Below are 16,512 nucleotides of genomic sequence, written 5' to 3' on the forward strand. Positions count from 1 at the left end.
AAGCAAAGGCTTTGCCTTGCCGGCCGCAGCGCCTATGTGGCGAGCGATCATGGCAAAGCCCAAACCACCCGTTTTTGACAAGCACAAGACCGTCGCGGAAAATCGCCGCGCGCGGTTCGACTATGCGATCGAGGACACATTCGAAGCCGGCCTCGCGCTGCAGGGGACCGAGGTTAAGGCGCTGCGCGCGGGCGAGGCGTCGATCGCGGAAAGCTATGCCGAGGTGAAGGACGGCGAGGTCTGGCTCGTCAATGCGAACATTCCCGAATACAGCCACGGTAATCGCCAGAACCACGAACCGCGCCGTCCGCGCAAGCTGCTGCTCCATGGGCGCGAGATCAATCGCCTGTTCGGTGCGGTGGAACGCAAGGGCATGACGCTCGTGCCGCTCTCGGTCTATTTCAATCGCACGGGCCGGGCCAAGGTCGAACTCGCGCTCGCCAAGGGCAAGCAGGCGCATGACAAGCGCCAGTCGATCAAGGAACGCGACTGGAAACGCGACAAGGCTCGCCTGCTGCGCGAACGCGGCTGAGCGGCCGATCCCAAGTTGGTGTGCGCGCTCGGCACGGCGCCATGCCTGCGCGGAACCGGATTTTTTCGATGCGCCCGGTTCACGCACTGGTCATGACGTCGGCGATACCCATATCGCCGACCATGGTGGAGCGCGGAGTCTCGAGCGCAAATCGCTTGCCTTTCCCGATTTTCGGGAGCACGGACCGCGCCGGTTCATGATCCGCGAATTCCTCTCGAAATTCCGCTCGAAAACCTGGGCTGCGGATACGATCCGCCGCTACATGCCGACGCGTGACGAGATGGCCAAAAATCGCTGGCTCGCGCCGATCGCGCATCGCTTTCTCTCGCCCGAATTGTGGCGTTTCACGCGGCGCTCGGTCCCGCGCGGGGTCGCGCTGGGTCTCTTCTCGGCTTTCATCATCCCGCTCGGGCAGATTTTTCTTGCTGCATTTCTTGCCTTGCCCGCACGGGCGAACGTGCCGCTCGCCGCGCTCGTGACTTTCATCACCAATCCGTTGACCTACGCCTTCTGGATCCTTGTCGCGAACCGGATCGGCAATTTCATGCTCCAGATCGATGCCGCAACGGCAGGCTATGCCAGCGGCCGGCTGGAGAATTCATGGTGGCAGGCCTTCGTCGATTTCTTCCAGATGGCGGGTGTCACGGTGGTCGGGTTTCTCGTCATGGCGATCGTCTCCGCAGCGCTCGGCTATGTCCTCTCGAGCGCGGTGTGGCGGGTGCTCGTCGCGCGCAGGCGCGCGAAACGGTTGCGCCTGATGGAAGCGCGTCTCGACCGCAGGCTGAAGGCCAACTAGACAAGCGAGCGACGCGGTCCGGGAATCGCGCCGCGACCGGGCATTGCATGCGGCACGCGAACGGGTGGGCAAAGGCTTGAGAGGGTTCGACATAACGGCTGATTCGCAAGGTGCGCGTGCGTCTAAGGTGGGTCTCGTCCTGCCCGCCGCTCTCATCGTGAGCGCGGCGATCCTTTACATTGCGACCTTCGATCTCACCGTCACGCTCGCCTATGCTGCCGGCCTCGCGGCGCTGCTGGCCGGGGTCTTTGCGCTCGACCGGATGCGCGGCGAGGCGGGTGGAGAAACGCAATCAGCGCCCGACTGGTCGGTCACGGCCGCCGCGATCGAGGGGCTCGGCGCGCAAACGGGCGAGGCGGTGGCGATCACCGACCGGGCGAATCGGCTGGTTTGCGCGAATAGCGGCTATATCGATGCTTTCGGAGTCGACAGCGCGCCGCCCATGCTGGAGTTCGAGCGCCCGGTGCTCGAGGCGATGACGCGGCTCGCGCGGGACGCATGGCGCGATGGCGCCGCGGGAGAAGAGGATTTCGCAGAACTGGAGCATTCCGGCGAGGTGCCGTGGCGGGTCGAGGTCACACGCGCCGGGCGCGCGCAGGACCATCTCGTGTGGCGCTTTCGCCGCAAGCAGGGGACCGGTTCTTCCGCAATCGTCGATCCCGATCTGGGTGGACCATTCGGCCGGATGCTCAGCCGCGCGGGGATAGAGGCGGCGATCGTCACCGCGGACGGCCTCGTGCGCTCCGCCAGCGCGGGCTTCGCCGAACGCGCTGCGGGCGATGAGACTGCCACGCTCGCCGGGCAGGATTTCGTCTCCTTCCTGCGCTCGGACGAACGCGAGCGCATCTATTTCGCGCGCGAGGGCAGGGGAGGCACGCCGCAGACCCTGATCGACGTGCCGCTTGTCGATGCACCGGCGGCCAAGGGTCCGGCAAGCCCGGCGCAGGTGGGCGAATCGCTCATGTTGCTGGTCGACAGCGGGGTCGGGATCGGCAACAGCTGGGACGGGGCGATGCAGGCCGGTGTGGCGCAACTCGATGCGCTGCTCTCGCAGCTCCCGCTCGGCCTTGCGATGACCGACCGCGACGGGCGCTTCCTGTTCGGCAACGAGGCCTTCCTGCGCTCGGTCGACCGCGAGGGGCGGGGCCTGCCGTCCTTCCCCACCGACCTCGTCGTGCGCGAGGACAAGGCCGCGCTATCGGACGCGGTGCGCCGGCACGGACGCGGTCCCGCGACGAGCGGGGACATGGCCGTGCGGCTTGTCTCCTCGCCCGAGGAGCCGGTCTCGATGGGGCTTGCAGGCGTACGCGGGCTGGGCGAGGCGGCGGTGCTCATCAGCTTCGCCGATTCGACCCAGGAAAACCAGCTGCGCCGCCAGGTCGCCCAGGCCACCAAGATGCAGGCGGTCGGCCAGCTGGCGGGCGGGGTGGCGCACGATTTCAACAACGTGCTGACCGCGATTATCGGGACCTGCGACCTCATGCTGCTGCGCCACACGCCCGGCGACAGCGATTACGACGACATCCAGCAGATCCGCGCCAATTCCAACCGTGCCGCCGCGCTGACCCGGCAATTGCTCGCCTTTTCGCGCCAGCAGACGTTGCGCCCGGAGATCCTCCAATTGCCCGACGTGGTGAGCGAGGTCGGCCCGCTCATCAAGCGGCTGCTGGGGGAGAAGATCACCTATTACGTCCAGCACGACCGCAATCTCGGGCCGGTGCGCGCCGACCCGCAGCAGCTTGAGCAGGTGATCATGAATCTTGCGGTGAACGCGCGCGATGCGATCCAGTCGAACGCGGCCCACTCGAGCGGGGGCGGCGCGGGCCGCATCTCCCTGCTCACGCGCAGCCTGCGGTCGACAGAAGTCATCAAGCTCGGCAGCGAGATCCTGCCTGCGGCCGATTATACCGTGCTGATCGTGCAGGACACGGGCGGGGGTATCCCAGCGCATGTCCTGCCCAAGCTGTTCGAGCCTTTCTTCACGACCAAGGAACAGGGCAAGGGAACGGGCCTCGGCCTTTCGACCGCTTACGGCATCGTCAAGCAGTCGGGCGGCTTCATCTTTGCCGACAATGTCACCGACAAACAGGGCCGGCCCACCGGTGCGCGCTTTACGATCTATTTCCCGGTTCATCGCGGCGAGGTCCCGAAGAAGCGCGAGGCGCAAGAGGCGGCGGGATCGTCAGACTGGTCGGTCGGCGGTCGCATCCTGCTGGTCGAGGACGAAGACATGGTTCGCGCGGTCGCCGAACGCGCCCTGACCCGCGCCGGATATGAGGTGACCGCCTGCCCCGGCGGCGAGGAGGGAATCGAAGCGATTGAGGGGGCGGAACCTTTCGACCTCGTCGTCAGCGATGTCGTCATGCCCGGAATGGACGGGCCCGCAATGGTCCGCGAGATCCGCGCCCGCCATCCCGAAATCCCGGTCCTTTTCATGTCCGGCTATGCCGAGGAACAGCTGCGCAAGGATATCGACATTCCGGACATGCACTTCATTCCCAAGCCCTTCAGCGTGCAGACGATTTCGGACAAGGTCGAAGCGGTTATGCGCGCCTCGCGAAAGGCAGGTGCGCAGGCATCGTGACAGGCATCGGGATAGGGCTCGCGCGGGTGGATCTTGGCGGGGCGACGGATAAAAATTCGTTCCCTACTTGTTCCGATGGAACAAATGCGATACATCCTTCGTCACGAAAGGGTTGGTCGAAAACTGCGCGGTCACCCCTAGGCAAGCGAAGGAGTGCATGCGATGGCTACCCAATTGAAGCTCGTGGAGAAGGAAAAGGACGTGGACCGCCAGAAGGCTCTCGACGCTGCGCTTGCCCAGATCGACCGGGCATTCGGCAAGGGTTCGGCGATGAAGCTGGGCCAGAAGGAAGCGATGCAGGTCGAGGCGATTTCGACCGGATCGTTGGGACTCGATATCGCGCTGGGCGTGGGAGGCCTGCCCAAGGGCCGCGTGATCGAGGTCTATGGGCCGGAAAGCTCGGGCAAGACGACGCTCGCCTTGCATGTCATTGCAGAGGCGCAGAAGGTGGGCGGTACGGCGGCTTTCGTCGATGCCGAACACGCGCTCGATCCCGTTTACGCCAGGAAGCTGGGCGTCGATATCGATGAACTGGTCGTCTCGCAGCCCGATACCGGCGAACAGGCGCTCGAAATCACCGATACGCTTGTGCGCTCCAATGCGATCGACGTGCTGGTGGTCGATTCGGTCGCCGCGCTCGTCCCCCGGGCCGAAATCGAGGGCGAGATGGGCGATTCGCATGTCGGCCTTCAGGCTCGCCTCATGAGCCAGTCCCTGCGCAAGCTGACGGGTTCGATCAACCGCTCGAAATGTATGGTCATCTTCATCAACCAGCTGCGCATGAAGATCGGCGTGATGTACGGCAATCCGGAAACGACGACGGGCGGCAATGCGCTCAAGTTCTACGCCTCGGTGCGCCTCGACATCCGCCGCACCGGCCAGATCAAGGATCGCGACGAGGTGATCGGCAATGCGACCCGCGTTAAAGTGGTCAAGAACAAGGTTGCCCCGCCTTTCAAGCAGGTCGAATTCGACATCATGTATGGCGAGGGCATTTCGAAGATCGGCGAGATTCTCGATCTCGGCGTGAAGGCGGGCATCGTCGAGAAATCGGGCAGCTGGTTCTCCTATGACAGCATCCGCATCGGCCAGGGCCGGGAGAACGCGAAGACCTATCTCAAGGAGAATCCGGAGGTTCGCGAAAAGCTCGAGGCGGCGATCCGCGGCAAGACCGACGAGGTTGCCGAGGAGATGATGACCGGGCCCGACGCCGAAGATTGATCGTGCCCCGCCCCGCGCCCTGTGCGCGGAGGGGCCTGACGAAACTGAGCCGGCGCTCCGCGATGCCCCTCACCGGCGTTGCAGGGTGCCGGTTTCTCGTTTGCGGCCCGCCCGGCGCGCCGAGAGTCACGGCGCGGCTTGCCGCCCGGCTTCGCATTGCCTAACTGCCGGTTCATGAAACCGTTCCTGTTCCTGCGAAACGACCGCCCATGACCTCGACCAACGAAATCCGTCGCTCCTTTCTCGACTATTTCGGCAAGGCCGGGCACGAGAAGGTCCATAGCGCGCCGCTCGTTCCCTATAACGACCCGACACTGATGTTCGTGAACGCGGGCATGGTCCCTTTCAAGAACGCCTTCACCGGGCTCGAGACGCCTCCGGGTCCGCGCGCGACCTCGGCGCAGAAATGCGTCCGCGCCGGGGGCAAGCACAACGACCTCGACAATGTCGGCTACACGGCGCGGCATCACACCTTCTTCGAGATGCTCGGCAATTTCTCGTTCGGCGACTATTTCAAGGCCGAGGCGATCGAGCATGCCTGGACGCTGCTGACACGCGAATGGGGCCTGCCGGCCGGAAAACTGACCGCCACGATCTATCACGACGACGATGAAGCGTTCGACCTGTGGCGCAAGATTTCGGGCCTGCCCGAAGAGCGCATCATCCGCATCGCGACGGCCGACAATTTCTGGTCGATGGGCGAGACCGGTCCATGCGGTCCATGCTCGGAGATCTTCTACGATCACGGCGAGCACATCCCCGGCGGCCCCCCGGGGTCTCCCGATGAGGACGGGGACCGCTTCGTCGAAATCTGGAATCTCGTCTTCATGCAGTTCGACCAGCAGGCCGACGGCACGCGGCGCGACCTGCCGAGTCCCTCGATCGACACCGGCATGGGCATCGAACGCATCGCCGCCGTGCTCCAGGGCGTTCACGACAATTACGACACCGACACGTTCAAGGCGCTGATCGCGGCCTCGGAGAACCTCACCGACAGGGCCGCCACCGGCGACAATGCGAGCAGCCACCGCGTTATCGCCGACCATTTGCGCTCGACCTCCTTCCTTATGGCGGACGGCGTGCTGCCTTCCAACGAGGGGCGCGGCTATGTCCTGCGCCGCATCATGCGCCGGGCAATGCGCCATGCCCATCTGCTCGGTGCGGGCGAGCCGCTGATGCATCGCCTCGTCGGTCATCTCGTCACCGAGATGGGCCAGGCCTATCCCGAGCTCGTGCGCGGGCAGGCGCTGATCGAGGAAGTGTTGCGGCGCGAGGAGACCCAGTTCCGCAAGACGCTCGAAAAAGGCCTCAGGCTCCTCGACGAGGAAACGGCGGACATGGTCGAAGGCGGCGAGCTCGACGGAGAAACCGCGTTCAAGCTCTACGACACTTACGGCTTTCCCTACGACCTCACCGAGGACGCCCTGCGAACCCGTGGTCTAGCGGTCGATCGTGCGGGTTTCGACGAGGCGATGGCGCGGCAGAAAGCCGCGGCCCGCGCAGCGTGGAAGGGCTCGGGCGAGGCGGCGTCGGGCGAGATCTGGTTCGACATCGCCGAACGCGAGGGCGCGAGCGAGTTCACCGGCTATGCCGCCACGACCGGCGAGGGCCGCGTGGTCGCGATCCTGAAGAACGGCGAGGAAGTGCCGTCCGCGAAAGCGGGCGAGGATGTCACTATCCTGACCAACCAGACTCCCTTTTACGGCGAAAGCGGCGGCCAGACCGGCGATACCGGCACGATTTCCACTCCTTCCGGCCTGCACGCCCGGGTGACCGATACGAGCAAGCCGCTCGGCCGGCTTCATGCGCATCATGCCGCCATCGAAGCGGGCGAAGTGACTCTCGGCGACAATGTCCAGCTCGATGTCGATGCCGAGCGCCGCACGAAGATCCGCGCCAACCATTCGGCGACGCATCTTGTCCATGCCGCCCTGCGCAATCGCCTGGGCGAGCACGTCACCCAGAAAGGTTCGCTGGTGGCGGAGGATCGCCTGCGGTTCGATTTCGCCCATCCCAGCGCCCTGACGGAAGAGGACATCGCCGCGATCGAAGCAGAGGTGAACGCCGAGATTCGCGCCAACGAAAGCGTCACGACCCGCCTGATGAGCCCCGATGAGGCGATTGAGGCGGGCGCACTCGCGCTGTTCGGCGAGAAATACGGCGAAGAGGTGCGCGTGCTCGCCATGGGCCGCCCGGGCGAGGGGGGACGCAACTACTCGGTCGAATTGTGCGGCGGAACGCATGTCGATGCCACCGGCGATATCGGACTGTTCCGGATCGTCTCAGAGAGCGCCGTGTCTTCCGGTGTCCGCCGGATCGAAGCGCTGACGGGCGAGGCGGCGCGCCGATGGCTCGTCGGCCGCGAAGAAACCCTGAAAGCAGCAGCGAGTGCCATCCGCGCCATGCCCGAAGAGGTGCCAGGGCGTATCTCGGCGTTGCTCGACGAGCGCAAGCGGCTCGAGAAGGAGTTGGCCGAAGCGAAGAAGGCGCTCGCGCTGGGCGGCGGGGGGTCCGATCCGGGTGCAGGCGGTTCGGTTCAGGAAGAGGTCGCGGGGGTGAGCTTTACCGGCCAGGTTCTCGAAGGGCTCAATCCCAAGGAACTGCGCCCCCTGCTCGACGAGGCGAAATCGCGGCTCGGTTCGGGCATCGCCGCGATCGTGGCGGTGAATGAAGGCAAGGCGAGCATCGCCGCTGCCGTGACCGATGACCTGACCGAACGCTTCAGCGCGGTCGACCTCGTGCGCGCAGGCGTCGAGGCGCTGGGCGGCAAGGGCGGCGGTGGTCGGCCCGACATGGCGCAGGGCGGTGGCCCTGACGGCGCGAAGGCGGGCGAAGCGATCGAGGCGGTAAAGCGTGTCCTGGCCGACTAGGCGCAGCCAGCCGCGCCCGATTGGTGTCTAGCGGCTAGGCCATTCGTCGCCGCTGGGGTGGCCGGGCTTGCCGCGACCGGGATCCGGCACCCTTTGCCTGAGCGGCCTTTTTACGTTTTGCGGCCTGCACTTCTCTTCATTCGGGATAGGCTTGGTTGGATCGACCTTCTTGCCCAAGCTCTTCTCCTTTCCCGACCAATGCGCTGGAAGGGCTAAACGCCTGACCTTATCCCCGGCTTGCGGGGAGAAGCGTCGATCAGGTGGTCGCGGCCTTGCCACCGGCGGGCGCGCCGGGCGGGCCGCTCGGCGTGGTGCGAAGGGCCGGTTTGTGCGCAAGGCCCCCCTCGCGCTCGATCCGTTCGCGATATTCGTCGCGCTTTTCGTGGATCGATGCGATCACCGGACCCATGGCGACCCCGATATCGACCAGCACCGCCTCGGACAGCTGGAGCGAGCTTTCGAGATTTTCCGGCACGGCATGGCTCGCACCGGCACGGTAGAGCGCAGCAGCATGTTCGCTGTCGCGCGCGCGGGCGACGATCAGCAGGTCGGGATATTCACCGCGCAATTTGGCGACAAGCCGCTGGGCGAGGACGGGCTCGTCCATGGTCAGTACCACGGATGGGGCGCGTTCGACTCCCAGCCGCGAAAGGGCGTCGCCGCGCCCCGCATCGCCGAACACCGCGCGATAGCCCTCGCGCCGGGCGCGCGAAATGAGATCTGGATCGGAATCGAGCATCACATAAGACTGGTCATGGCGGGTCATCATGTCGGCGATCAGCCGCCCGACGCGCCCGCCGCCGATGATGATCGTATGCGGTTCGTCCTGTGCGTCGCCTTCCAGGACTTCGGGCACGCCGTCTACCCGGCGCGCGATCACCCGGCCGAGCTTCGCCAGCAAGGGTGTCACGGTCAGGCCGATGGCGGTGACGATCTGCCAGAACTGGGCGGTTTCCGGATCGATCACCATGGCGCTGGTCGCTGCGGCCAGGACGATCAGGGTCGTCTCCGAAGGAGAGGCCATCAGCACGCCCGTTTCGGTCGCGGTGCTGCGCCGCGCGCCCATCAACCGCAGCAGGACGCTGGTAACGAGCGCCTTGAACACGAGCACGCCGACCACCGCCGCCATGATCGTGCCGAGATCGCGCCAGATCGCCATAAGGTCGATGCTCATGCCGATCGTGATCAGGAAGACGCCGAGCGCGAGGCCCTTGAACGGCTCCATGATGCTTTCGACTTCTCCGTGATACTCGGTCTCGGCGATCAGCAGACCCGCGATCAGCGAGCCGACGATGGGCGACAGGCCGACTGCGGCGGTGGCGAGGCTGGCGCCGATTACGACCAGCAGCGAGGCGGCGAGGAAAAGCTCCGGGCTCTTGGTGCGCGCGGCCTGGCCGAACAGGCGGGGCAGGGCGACGCGGCCGAGAACGAGCAGCACGGCGATTACCAGAGCGCCCTGCCACAACGTGTCGGTGATGCCGCTCCAGCCTCCCTCGGCATTGGGAGCGAGCGCGCCGAGTATGAAGATGATCGGCACGATCATGATGTCCTCGAACAAAAGCATCGAAAGCGCCGCGCGCCCGACCGGCGAACTCGTGCCCGAAATCGGCAGCACGATCGCCGTGGAGGAAAAGGCGAGCGCGAAGCCGAGCGCAAGCGCCGCGGTCGTCTCCATCCCGCTCGCATAGCCGAAGAAGATCGCCGAAATGCTGCCGATGATCAGCAGTTCGAGACTGCCGAGGCCGAAGACCAGCTTGCGCAATTGCCACAGGCGGTTGAAACTCAGCTCGAGCCCGATCGCGAACAGCAGCAGCACGATCCCGAAATCGGCGAAGGGGGCCAATCGTTCGGAATCAGATATCGTGATGTGGCGCAGCCAAGGTATGTCCTCGACCAGCATTCCGAGACCATAGGGGCCGACGAGAACGCCGATCAGGATGAAGCCGATGATCGGAGTGACCCGAAAGCGGGCGAAGACGGGGATGACGATGCCAGCCGAGCCCAGGATCACCAGGGCATCCGACATCACCGGGGAAAGGGTCAATTCGCCTGCCATGGGCGAGGCTTAGCGCGCCCCGCCCGGCAAGTCATCAGCCGCCGCCACGCGGCGGGCCGAGCGGCCGGGTGAGCGAGCTGTCGTGGTCCTCGCCGAAGGGGTCGGTGATGTTGCCCACGCGCTTGTCCCATTCGATCCGGTAAAGATCAAAACGGCGGTCGGCGAGATTCTGCACCGTGCCCTCGGCCCGCGCCCAGGACAGATCGGCGAGATTCACGTCGCTGATCGTCAGCGTCTCGACATTCTCACTGGCTTCGGCCGCGATCCCGTCACGCGCGAAGGGGAAATCGCAGGGCGTGAGAATGCAGGACTGCGCATACTGGATGTCCATGTTGGCGACATTGGGCAGGTTGCCGACATTACCGGAGAGGACGACATAGCACTGGTTTTCGATCGCGCGGGCCTGCGCGCAATAGCGCACGCGCATGTATCCCTGCCGCGAATCGGTGCAGAACGGGACGAAGATGATCCGCGCGCCCTCGTCCACCAGCCGGCGCGCCAGTTCGGGGAATTCGCTATCATAGCAGATCAGCACTCCGATCGGCCCGCAGTCGGTCGGGATCGCGTCGATGCTGTCCCCGCCCTTGATGTTCCACCAATAGGCCTCGTTCGGAGTGGGGTGGATTTTCTCCTGCGAATGGACCGATCCGTCGCGCAGGCACACGATCGCGACATTGTGGATATCGTCATCGGGCATGCGGGTCGGGTGCGAACCGCCGATGATGTTGATGTTGTAGCTCAAGGCCATTTCGGAGAGCGCGGCGCGGATCCTGGGCGTGAACTCGCTCAGGGTCTCGATCGCTTCGAGCGGGCTTTGCTCGCGGCCTTCCATTGAAAGCAGCATGAGCGTGAACATTTCGGGAAAGACGATGAAGTCGCTTTCGTAATCCGCCGCGACATCGACGAAATATTCGACCTGCCGCATGAATTCGCCGAAATCGGACACCGCGCGCGCCTGCAGCTGGCAGGTGGCGATGCGTACGCCTTCGACATTGCGCGGCATGCGATGCTTGGGCGGGGAATCGACATCGACATACGGGTTGCGCCAGATCATGCGTACCGCATAGGCGCGCGAGGCCCTGTCCTCGGGCAGGTAGTTTTCGAGGATGCCGTGCGGCTCGAACCCGTTGGCGAGCTGGAAGCGCAGGACGGGGTCGTGGATCTTGGTGTCGATGACTTTCTGGAGATAGTCCTCCGGCCCCTCGGCGCGGTTCGTCTTGCGCCGCATCGCGCGCGCCAGGCCCGGCATGCGCCCGCCAAAGACGATGCCTTTCAGGTCCAGCCGTTCGGCGAGAGAGCGGCGTTCCTCGTACAGCCTGCGTCCCAGCCGGGTGCCGCGCACCTTGGGATCGACGCACATTTCGTAGCCGTAGAGCCAGTCGCCGGTCGGGTCGTGCCGCGCGCCGAAGCCGTTTCCGGTCACCTCGTCCCAGCTGTGATCGGACAGCGCCACGTCCTCGTCCAATCGCATGGTCGCGCAATAGCCGACGATCTTGCCATCGAGCTTCGCGATGAAGCAGCCTTCGGGGTAATTGTTGATCTGCCCGCGGATCTCGCCCTGCGTGTAGGCGGGCAATTCGGCATAGGCGCGGCGCACGAGATCGCCGATCGCGCGCACGTCCTTGAGCTTTGCCTGCCGGACCTCGAGCCGCGCCTTGCTGCTGGTGGATGCCATCCTTGCCTCTCCTCACAAATCGCAAAAGGCGGCCCCGCGAGGAAGCGGGGCCGCCCTTGACCTACGCCGCGCGCTCGCGGCTGTTCCAGTCGCCGCGCGCTTGCGGCCGTTCCAGTGTCGGCGCGGCCGGATCAGGCCCAGTTCGCCATTTCCTTTTCGAGATTCTCGACGATCGCCTCGAAGAACTGCTCGGTCGTCAACCAGTTCTGGCCCGGCCCGATCAGCAACGCGAGATCCTTCGTCATCGAGCCGCTTTCGACAGTGCGGATACAGACCTTTTCGAGCATCTCGGCAAAGCGCACCACGTCGGGCGTTTCGTCGAGCTTGCCGCGATAGATCAGACCCCGGGTCCAGGCGAAGATCGAAGCGATCGGATTGGTCGAGGTCGCCTTGCCCTGCTGGTGCTGGCGATAATGGCGGGTGACGGTGCCGTGGGCCGCCTCGGCCTCGACGGTCTTGCCGTCCGGGCTCATCAGCACACTCGTCATCAGGCCGAGGCTGCCGAAGCCCTGCGCCACAGTATCGGACTGAACGTCGCCATCATAGTTCTTGCACGCCCAGACGAACTTGCCCGACCACTTGAGCGCGGAGGCGACCATGTCGTCGATCAGGCGGTGTTCGTAATGGATGCCGGCGGCTTCGAACTTGTCCTTGAACTCGCTTTCGTAAACCTCCTCGAAAAGGTCCTTGAAGCGCCCGTCATAGGCTTTCATGATTGTGTTCTTGGTCGAAAGAAAGACCGGCCACTTGCGGTCGAGGCCATAGTTCATCGAGGCGCGCGCGAAGGCACGGATCGAATCGTCGAGATTGTACATCGCCATCGCGACGCCCGAGCTTTCGAACTCGAACACGTCGAGATCGATTTTCTCCCCGTCCGCGCCCTCGAAAACGAGCCGCAGCTTGCCGGGGCCGGGGATCAGCGTGTCGGTCGCGCGGTACTGATCGCCGAAGGCATGGCGCCCGACCACGATCGGGTCGGTCCAGCCCGGAACGAGCCGCGGCACGTTGTCGATCACGATCGGTTCGCGGAAGACGACGCCGCCGAGGATGTTGCGGATCGTCCCGTTCGGCGAGCGCCACATCTTCTTGAGGCCGAATTCCTCGACGCGCGCCTCGTCCGGGGTGATCGTCGCGCATTTGACACCGACGCCGTGCTGCTTGATCGCGTTCGCCGCATCGACCGTGATCTGGTCGTCGGTCTCGTCGCGCTTCTCGATCGAGAGATCGTAATATTTCAGGTCGATATCGAGATAGGGCAGGATCAAGCGTTCGCGAATCCATTGCCAGATGATCCGCGTCATCTCGTCGCCGTCGAGTTCGACGACCGGGTTCTTGACCTGAATTTTCTGCATGAGGTGTCCCGCCTTCCTTGAGGTGTCCTTCGGCGCCGCGAAAGGGCCGCGCGCCGCTTCGATTGTCCGGTGTAATCCCTGGCGCAGCCTTTAGCAGAGCAAGACGGGCGTGCAAGCCGGGGCGGGAAGAGCTGCGCCCCGGTGTGGTTCGGAAACCGGGCAACAAAAAACCCGCCTCTCGGCGGGTTGCTGCCCAGTCCGGCCCCGGGGTGGGGCGACCGGCCGGCGATGGTGGGCGTAGGAAGAGTTGAACTTCTGCCAAGGCCAATTTTTCGTCGATATATCAGAGCTTTAAAAAGGCGTGCTATCCCGAGTGTATTACCTCGCTGTAATGTCGGCCGTCAACCCGCAGGTGCGGCAAGGTGCTCCGCAGCTTCTTAATGGCTCAGCCGCCGAGCGGTCTGGTGAGGAGGGTGCTCCGTCAGGGCCGCCATTATTGACACTCTACATAGCCCTATGTAGAGTTTCTATATGACAAAGGCACCCCGTCTAACTCCGCAAACAGTTCGCGTCCTCGCGGGCATTTTCGACAATCCCGGCTCGTCAGGGGCTGAAATCTGCAAACTGACTTCGCTTCCATCGGGTACGGTTTACCCAATTCTTGCGAGGTTAGAGGGTGCGGGCTGGCTCCGAAGCAATTGGGAAAATATTGACCCGAGCGAAGCAGGGAGGCCTCGGCGGCGTTTTTACTCGCTCACTGCAGAGGGAGCCCGCGAAGCCAAGAGCGGAGCCTCGGAGGTTGCGCGGCTTTATGCGAGCTTCGCATCATGAAGGAGATTGTCGTCGCGCTGATAGCTGCTTGGCTCGTTTTCGAGCTAAGAGCTTGGTTTCCATCCATCTTGGCGGGCGTAGTTAGAGTGGCAGTGGCAAGTCTGCCCACTCGTAGGCGGGCGCGCTACCTAGAAGAGTGGACTGCGCATCTTATGGAGACACCGGGCGCGACGGGGAAATTACTCCAAGCTCTGGGATTTATTTGGGCGTCCCGGCAGATGTTCCCGAGATGGCGTAGAGCATTAGCGCATAGGCGGTTCCTGCGTCGAAGAGACCTCGCTCAAAGGCTCACGAGCCGAGCGCTAGATTGCGTTATCGCTATTGGATTGCTCGTAGCTCTTGCGCCCCTCATGCTTACTATTGCTGCCATATTGATCCTCGACGGGCCTGTGTTCGAACATAGAGAGAGGGTTGGGCGCGCTGGGCTGGTGTATCGCGAGATGAGATTTCGCGTAACGCCTGGTCGCTTCGGCGAAACCTCGTTCTTTGGCCCATTTTACAGCTTTATGCGCCAGTCGAACGTCCACGAGCTTCCTAGATTGATGAACGTTCTTCGGGCTGACATGAGCGTTGTCGGGCCGTCGCATGGGGCTGAGCGTGCCGAGTCCATAAGGCCGGGTCTCATCCCGGATGCTGTTCTCCCGAATGTGCCTGAAAACCAACGCCCAAAGACTACTGTCGGCAGCATCTGGTTTATAGTGAGGCGATACTCCACTGCGCTCGCTGCGGTGTTCACGTACGTACCCCCGGGAGAGTAGTGCACCGGCCGGCTACTTTCCGAGCGCGCTGGCCCCTCCACGAACGGGCGGCTGCGACCTGAAATTGGCATCCCCGTGCGAGGCCACCCCTCTGACCATATATGTGCGATTTACCCCCGTGCCCCCTCCCGGCTGGGGGCACAGGAAAACGCGGGCGCATCATTTGGCGGAGCCCTGCCGCACCCGGCTCCGCCCCGCCTCAAAGCTCCAATCCCCCACCGAGAAAGACCCTTTACATTTGAGACAACGAGCGTAGTCTGTAACGTCATAGCCCACAACAGGGAGCATGACAGTGACAAAGTTCATCGCCTACATGAGAGTTTCGACCGCCAAGCAGGGACGCTCCGGCTTGGGGCTGGAGGCACAGGAGCGAGCCATTGATGCCTTCGTTCACCATCGGGGCGGGGAGCTTCTATCGCCCCCGTATATCGAGACCGAGAGCGGCAAGGATGACCAAAGGCCCGAGCTGCAAAAGGCGCTCGACCGATGCAAGCTGACTGGGGCCACACTCGTCGTCGCCAAGCTCGACCGCCTCAGCCGCTCGGTGGCTTTCCTAAGCGCGCTACAGAACAGCGGAGCCAAGTTTGTCGCGGCGGATATGCCCGAAGCGAATGACCTAACCGTGCACATCATGGCAGCCGTGGCGCAAGCCGAACGGGAAGCTATCAGCAAGCGCACGAAGGAGGCTCTGGCGTCGGCAAAGGCGAGGGGCGTCTCGCTGGGCGGCTGGAGGGAGCGCAAGGACGGAGCGCCTCGCCAGCCCGTCGATCACCGGCAAGGCACCGCAGAGCGCCAGCGCCGGGCAGCGGAGTTCAATACACGGGTATGCCGGGCCATTGCGGAGATACAGGCTGAGGGGGCCGAGAGCATGGCGGAGATAGCCCGCCGCCTGAACGAGCAAGGCATCCTCACCCGGCGGGGCGGCAAGTGGCAGGCCACACAGGTCAAACGGGTGCTGGCAGCAACTCAAGCAGCGACAGCGAGGGCGTAGGGCGCGGGCACCAGCTCACCCATCGGTAGCTCCCCGAACCCGCAACACGGATCGCACCACCAGGACGATTGCCCCTTCCCCGAGACCGGCGCTCCGGGCATCTCTCGGGCTCCACAACAGGGGGGCACACAGATGCTTGCCGATCAGGACCGCGCCTTCATCCTTGGCGGCATCGGGGACTATCTCGCGGCGACCGGCTGGAGCTCCCGCTGGCTTGGCCTCAGGGTGGCCGGAGACGCCCGTCTCGTGCCAAACCTGCGGCGGGGGCAGGAACTACCCGCCGAAGGTCATAATTGCGCTTCTAGAGCGTCTCCAGCGGCACTGGGAGGCGGAGCTTGCCGAGGTTGCCGGGGGCCGGGTTGCTGCCGTGTAAATCGAATTGATACCGCCAAGAGAGAAAGTGCTTGTCGCGCCCGCTCTCACCATCCGAACCAGCTCCAAGCCGCTGCGCGTTGTCCCGCGCGCCTCGGGGCTGATGAGCGCCCGTAAGGGTGCAATCGGCGCTCACCCCCTGTGTCATTCCGGGGGGTGGGCGTCGGTTATCCCTCGCCGCCTCTACACGCGCCGCATCTGTTTCGCCGTTGTAACTCCAATCACCAATCACAATGGAGCCCCATGGATAACCTCCCGACCGACCCCATCGAAGATCGCAAGATCATGGCCGCCATCTCAGCCCGGCTTGAGCAACCCGAGATCGAAGAGTTCTTCATCCATGGTCCTCACCGCAAGGCCGCAACCCGTGCCTTGCTTGACCTCCTCGGCGTTCCCCTGCCGCACTGGGCGCAGCGCAACATCGGGGGCCGCGCCGCTGTCACGAAGGCGGCCATGAACCGCTTCCGCGAGGACCACCCCCACGAGCGCACCCCGCGCTGAACCCAGTAACCAGCCGCTAATCCCGGCTCCACA

The 16,512-nt window shown here is 64.2% G+C and carries 12 protein-coding genes; 9 read left to right on the plus strand and 3 right to left on the minus strand.

The window, feature by feature from the left end:
* Positions 1 to 49 precede the first annotated feature (49 nt).
* From smpB to alaS, 5 genes are all read left to right on the plus strand, one after another.
* Entirely contained in the window at positions 50 to 532 is a 483-nt protein-coding gene (gene smpB, locus RIB52_RS07680) for an SsrA-binding protein SmpB (protein ID WP_350174583.1), read from the plus strand.
* Between the two features lie 196 nt (positions 533 to 728).
* A complete protein-coding gene (locus RIB52_RS07685; RefSeq protein ID WP_350174585.1) occupies positions 729 to 1,328 on the plus strand; it encodes a DUF2062 domain-containing protein in 600 nt (199 codons plus the stop codon).
* Positions 1,329 to 1,455: 127 nt separating this feature from the next.
* Entirely contained in the window at positions 1,456 to 3,912 is a 2,457-nt protein-coding gene (locus tag RIB52_RS07690; RefSeq protein WP_350174587.1) for a response regulator, read from the plus strand.
* A 162-nt stretch (positions 3,913 to 4,074) separates the two neighbouring features.
* Positions 4,075 to 5,133 (plus strand): recombinase RecA, encoded by a 1,059-nt coding sequence (gene recA / locus RIB52_RS07695; protein WP_350174589.1) that lies wholly within the window; start codon positions 4,075 to 4,077, stop codon positions 5,131 to 5,133.
* Positions 5,134 to 5,342: 209 nt separating this feature from the next.
* Positions 5,343 to 8,003 carry an alanine--tRNA ligase gene (gene alaS / locus RIB52_RS07700; RefSeq protein WP_350174591.1) on the plus strand — a complete coding sequence of 887 codons (2,661 nt, stop codon included), beginning with the start codon at positions 5,343 to 5,345 and terminating at the stop codon, positions 8,001 to 8,003.
* 256 nt (positions 8,004 to 8,259) lie between these two features.
* Here the strand turns inward: alaS and RIB52_RS07705 are convergent, their stop codons facing one another.
* The 3 genes from RIB52_RS07705 to RIB52_RS07715 form a co-directional block, all read right to left on the minus strand.
* Positions 8,260 to 10,059 (minus strand): cation:proton antiporter domain-containing protein, encoded by a 1,800-nt coding sequence (locus RIB52_RS07705; RefSeq protein WP_350174593.1) that lies wholly within the window; start codon positions 10,057 to 10,059, stop codon positions 8,260 to 8,262.
* A gap of 34 nt (positions 10,060 to 10,093) precedes the next feature.
* The gene (locus RIB52_RS07710; protein ID WP_350174595.1) at positions 10,094 to 11,734 is read right to left on the minus strand and encodes a GNAT family N-acetyltransferase; all 1,641 of its coding nucleotides are present in this window, start codon (positions 11,732 to 11,734) and stop codon (positions 10,094 to 10,096) included.
* 131 nt (positions 11,735 to 11,865) lie between these two features.
* A complete protein-coding gene (locus RIB52_RS07715; RefSeq protein WP_350174597.1) occupies positions 11,866 to 13,086 on the minus strand; it encodes an NADP-dependent isocitrate dehydrogenase in 1,221 nt (406 codons plus the stop codon).
* A 471-nt stretch (positions 13,087 to 13,557) separates the two neighbouring features.
* Here RIB52_RS07715 and RIB52_RS07720 point away from each other — a divergent pair, with 471 nt between their 5' ends.
* The 4 genes from RIB52_RS07720 (at position 13,558) to RIB52_RS07735 (ending at position 16,479) form a co-directional block, all read left to right on the plus strand.
* Entirely contained in the window at positions 13,558 to 13,857 is a 300-nt protein-coding gene (locus RIB52_RS07720; RefSeq protein WP_350174599.1) for a PadR family transcriptional regulator, read from the plus strand.
* 218 nt (positions 13,858 to 14,075) lie between these two features.
* Positions 14,076 to 14,615, plus strand: a complete 540-nt coding sequence (locus tag RIB52_RS07725; RefSeq protein WP_350174781.1) for a sugar transferase — start codon at positions 14,076 to 14,078, stop codon at positions 14,613 to 14,615.
* A gap of 286 nt (positions 14,616 to 14,901) precedes the next feature.
* Positions 14,902 to 15,606 (plus strand): recombinase family protein, encoded by a 705-nt coding sequence (locus tag RIB52_RS07730; protein ID WP_350174601.1) that lies wholly within the window; start codon positions 14,902 to 14,904, stop codon positions 15,604 to 15,606.
* A 615-nt stretch (positions 15,607 to 16,221) separates the two neighbouring features.
* Positions 16,222 to 16,479, plus strand: coding sequence for a hypothetical protein (locus RIB52_RS07735; RefSeq protein ID WP_350174603.1), 258 nt, complete (start codon positions 16,222 to 16,224; stop codon positions 16,477 to 16,479).
* Positions 16,480 to 16,512 lie beyond the last annotated feature (33 nt).

Source organism: Erythrobacter sp. (assembly GCF_040217515.1).
Classification (GTDB): domain Bacteria; phylum Pseudomonadota; class Alphaproteobacteria; order Sphingomonadales; family Sphingomonadaceae; genus Erythrobacter.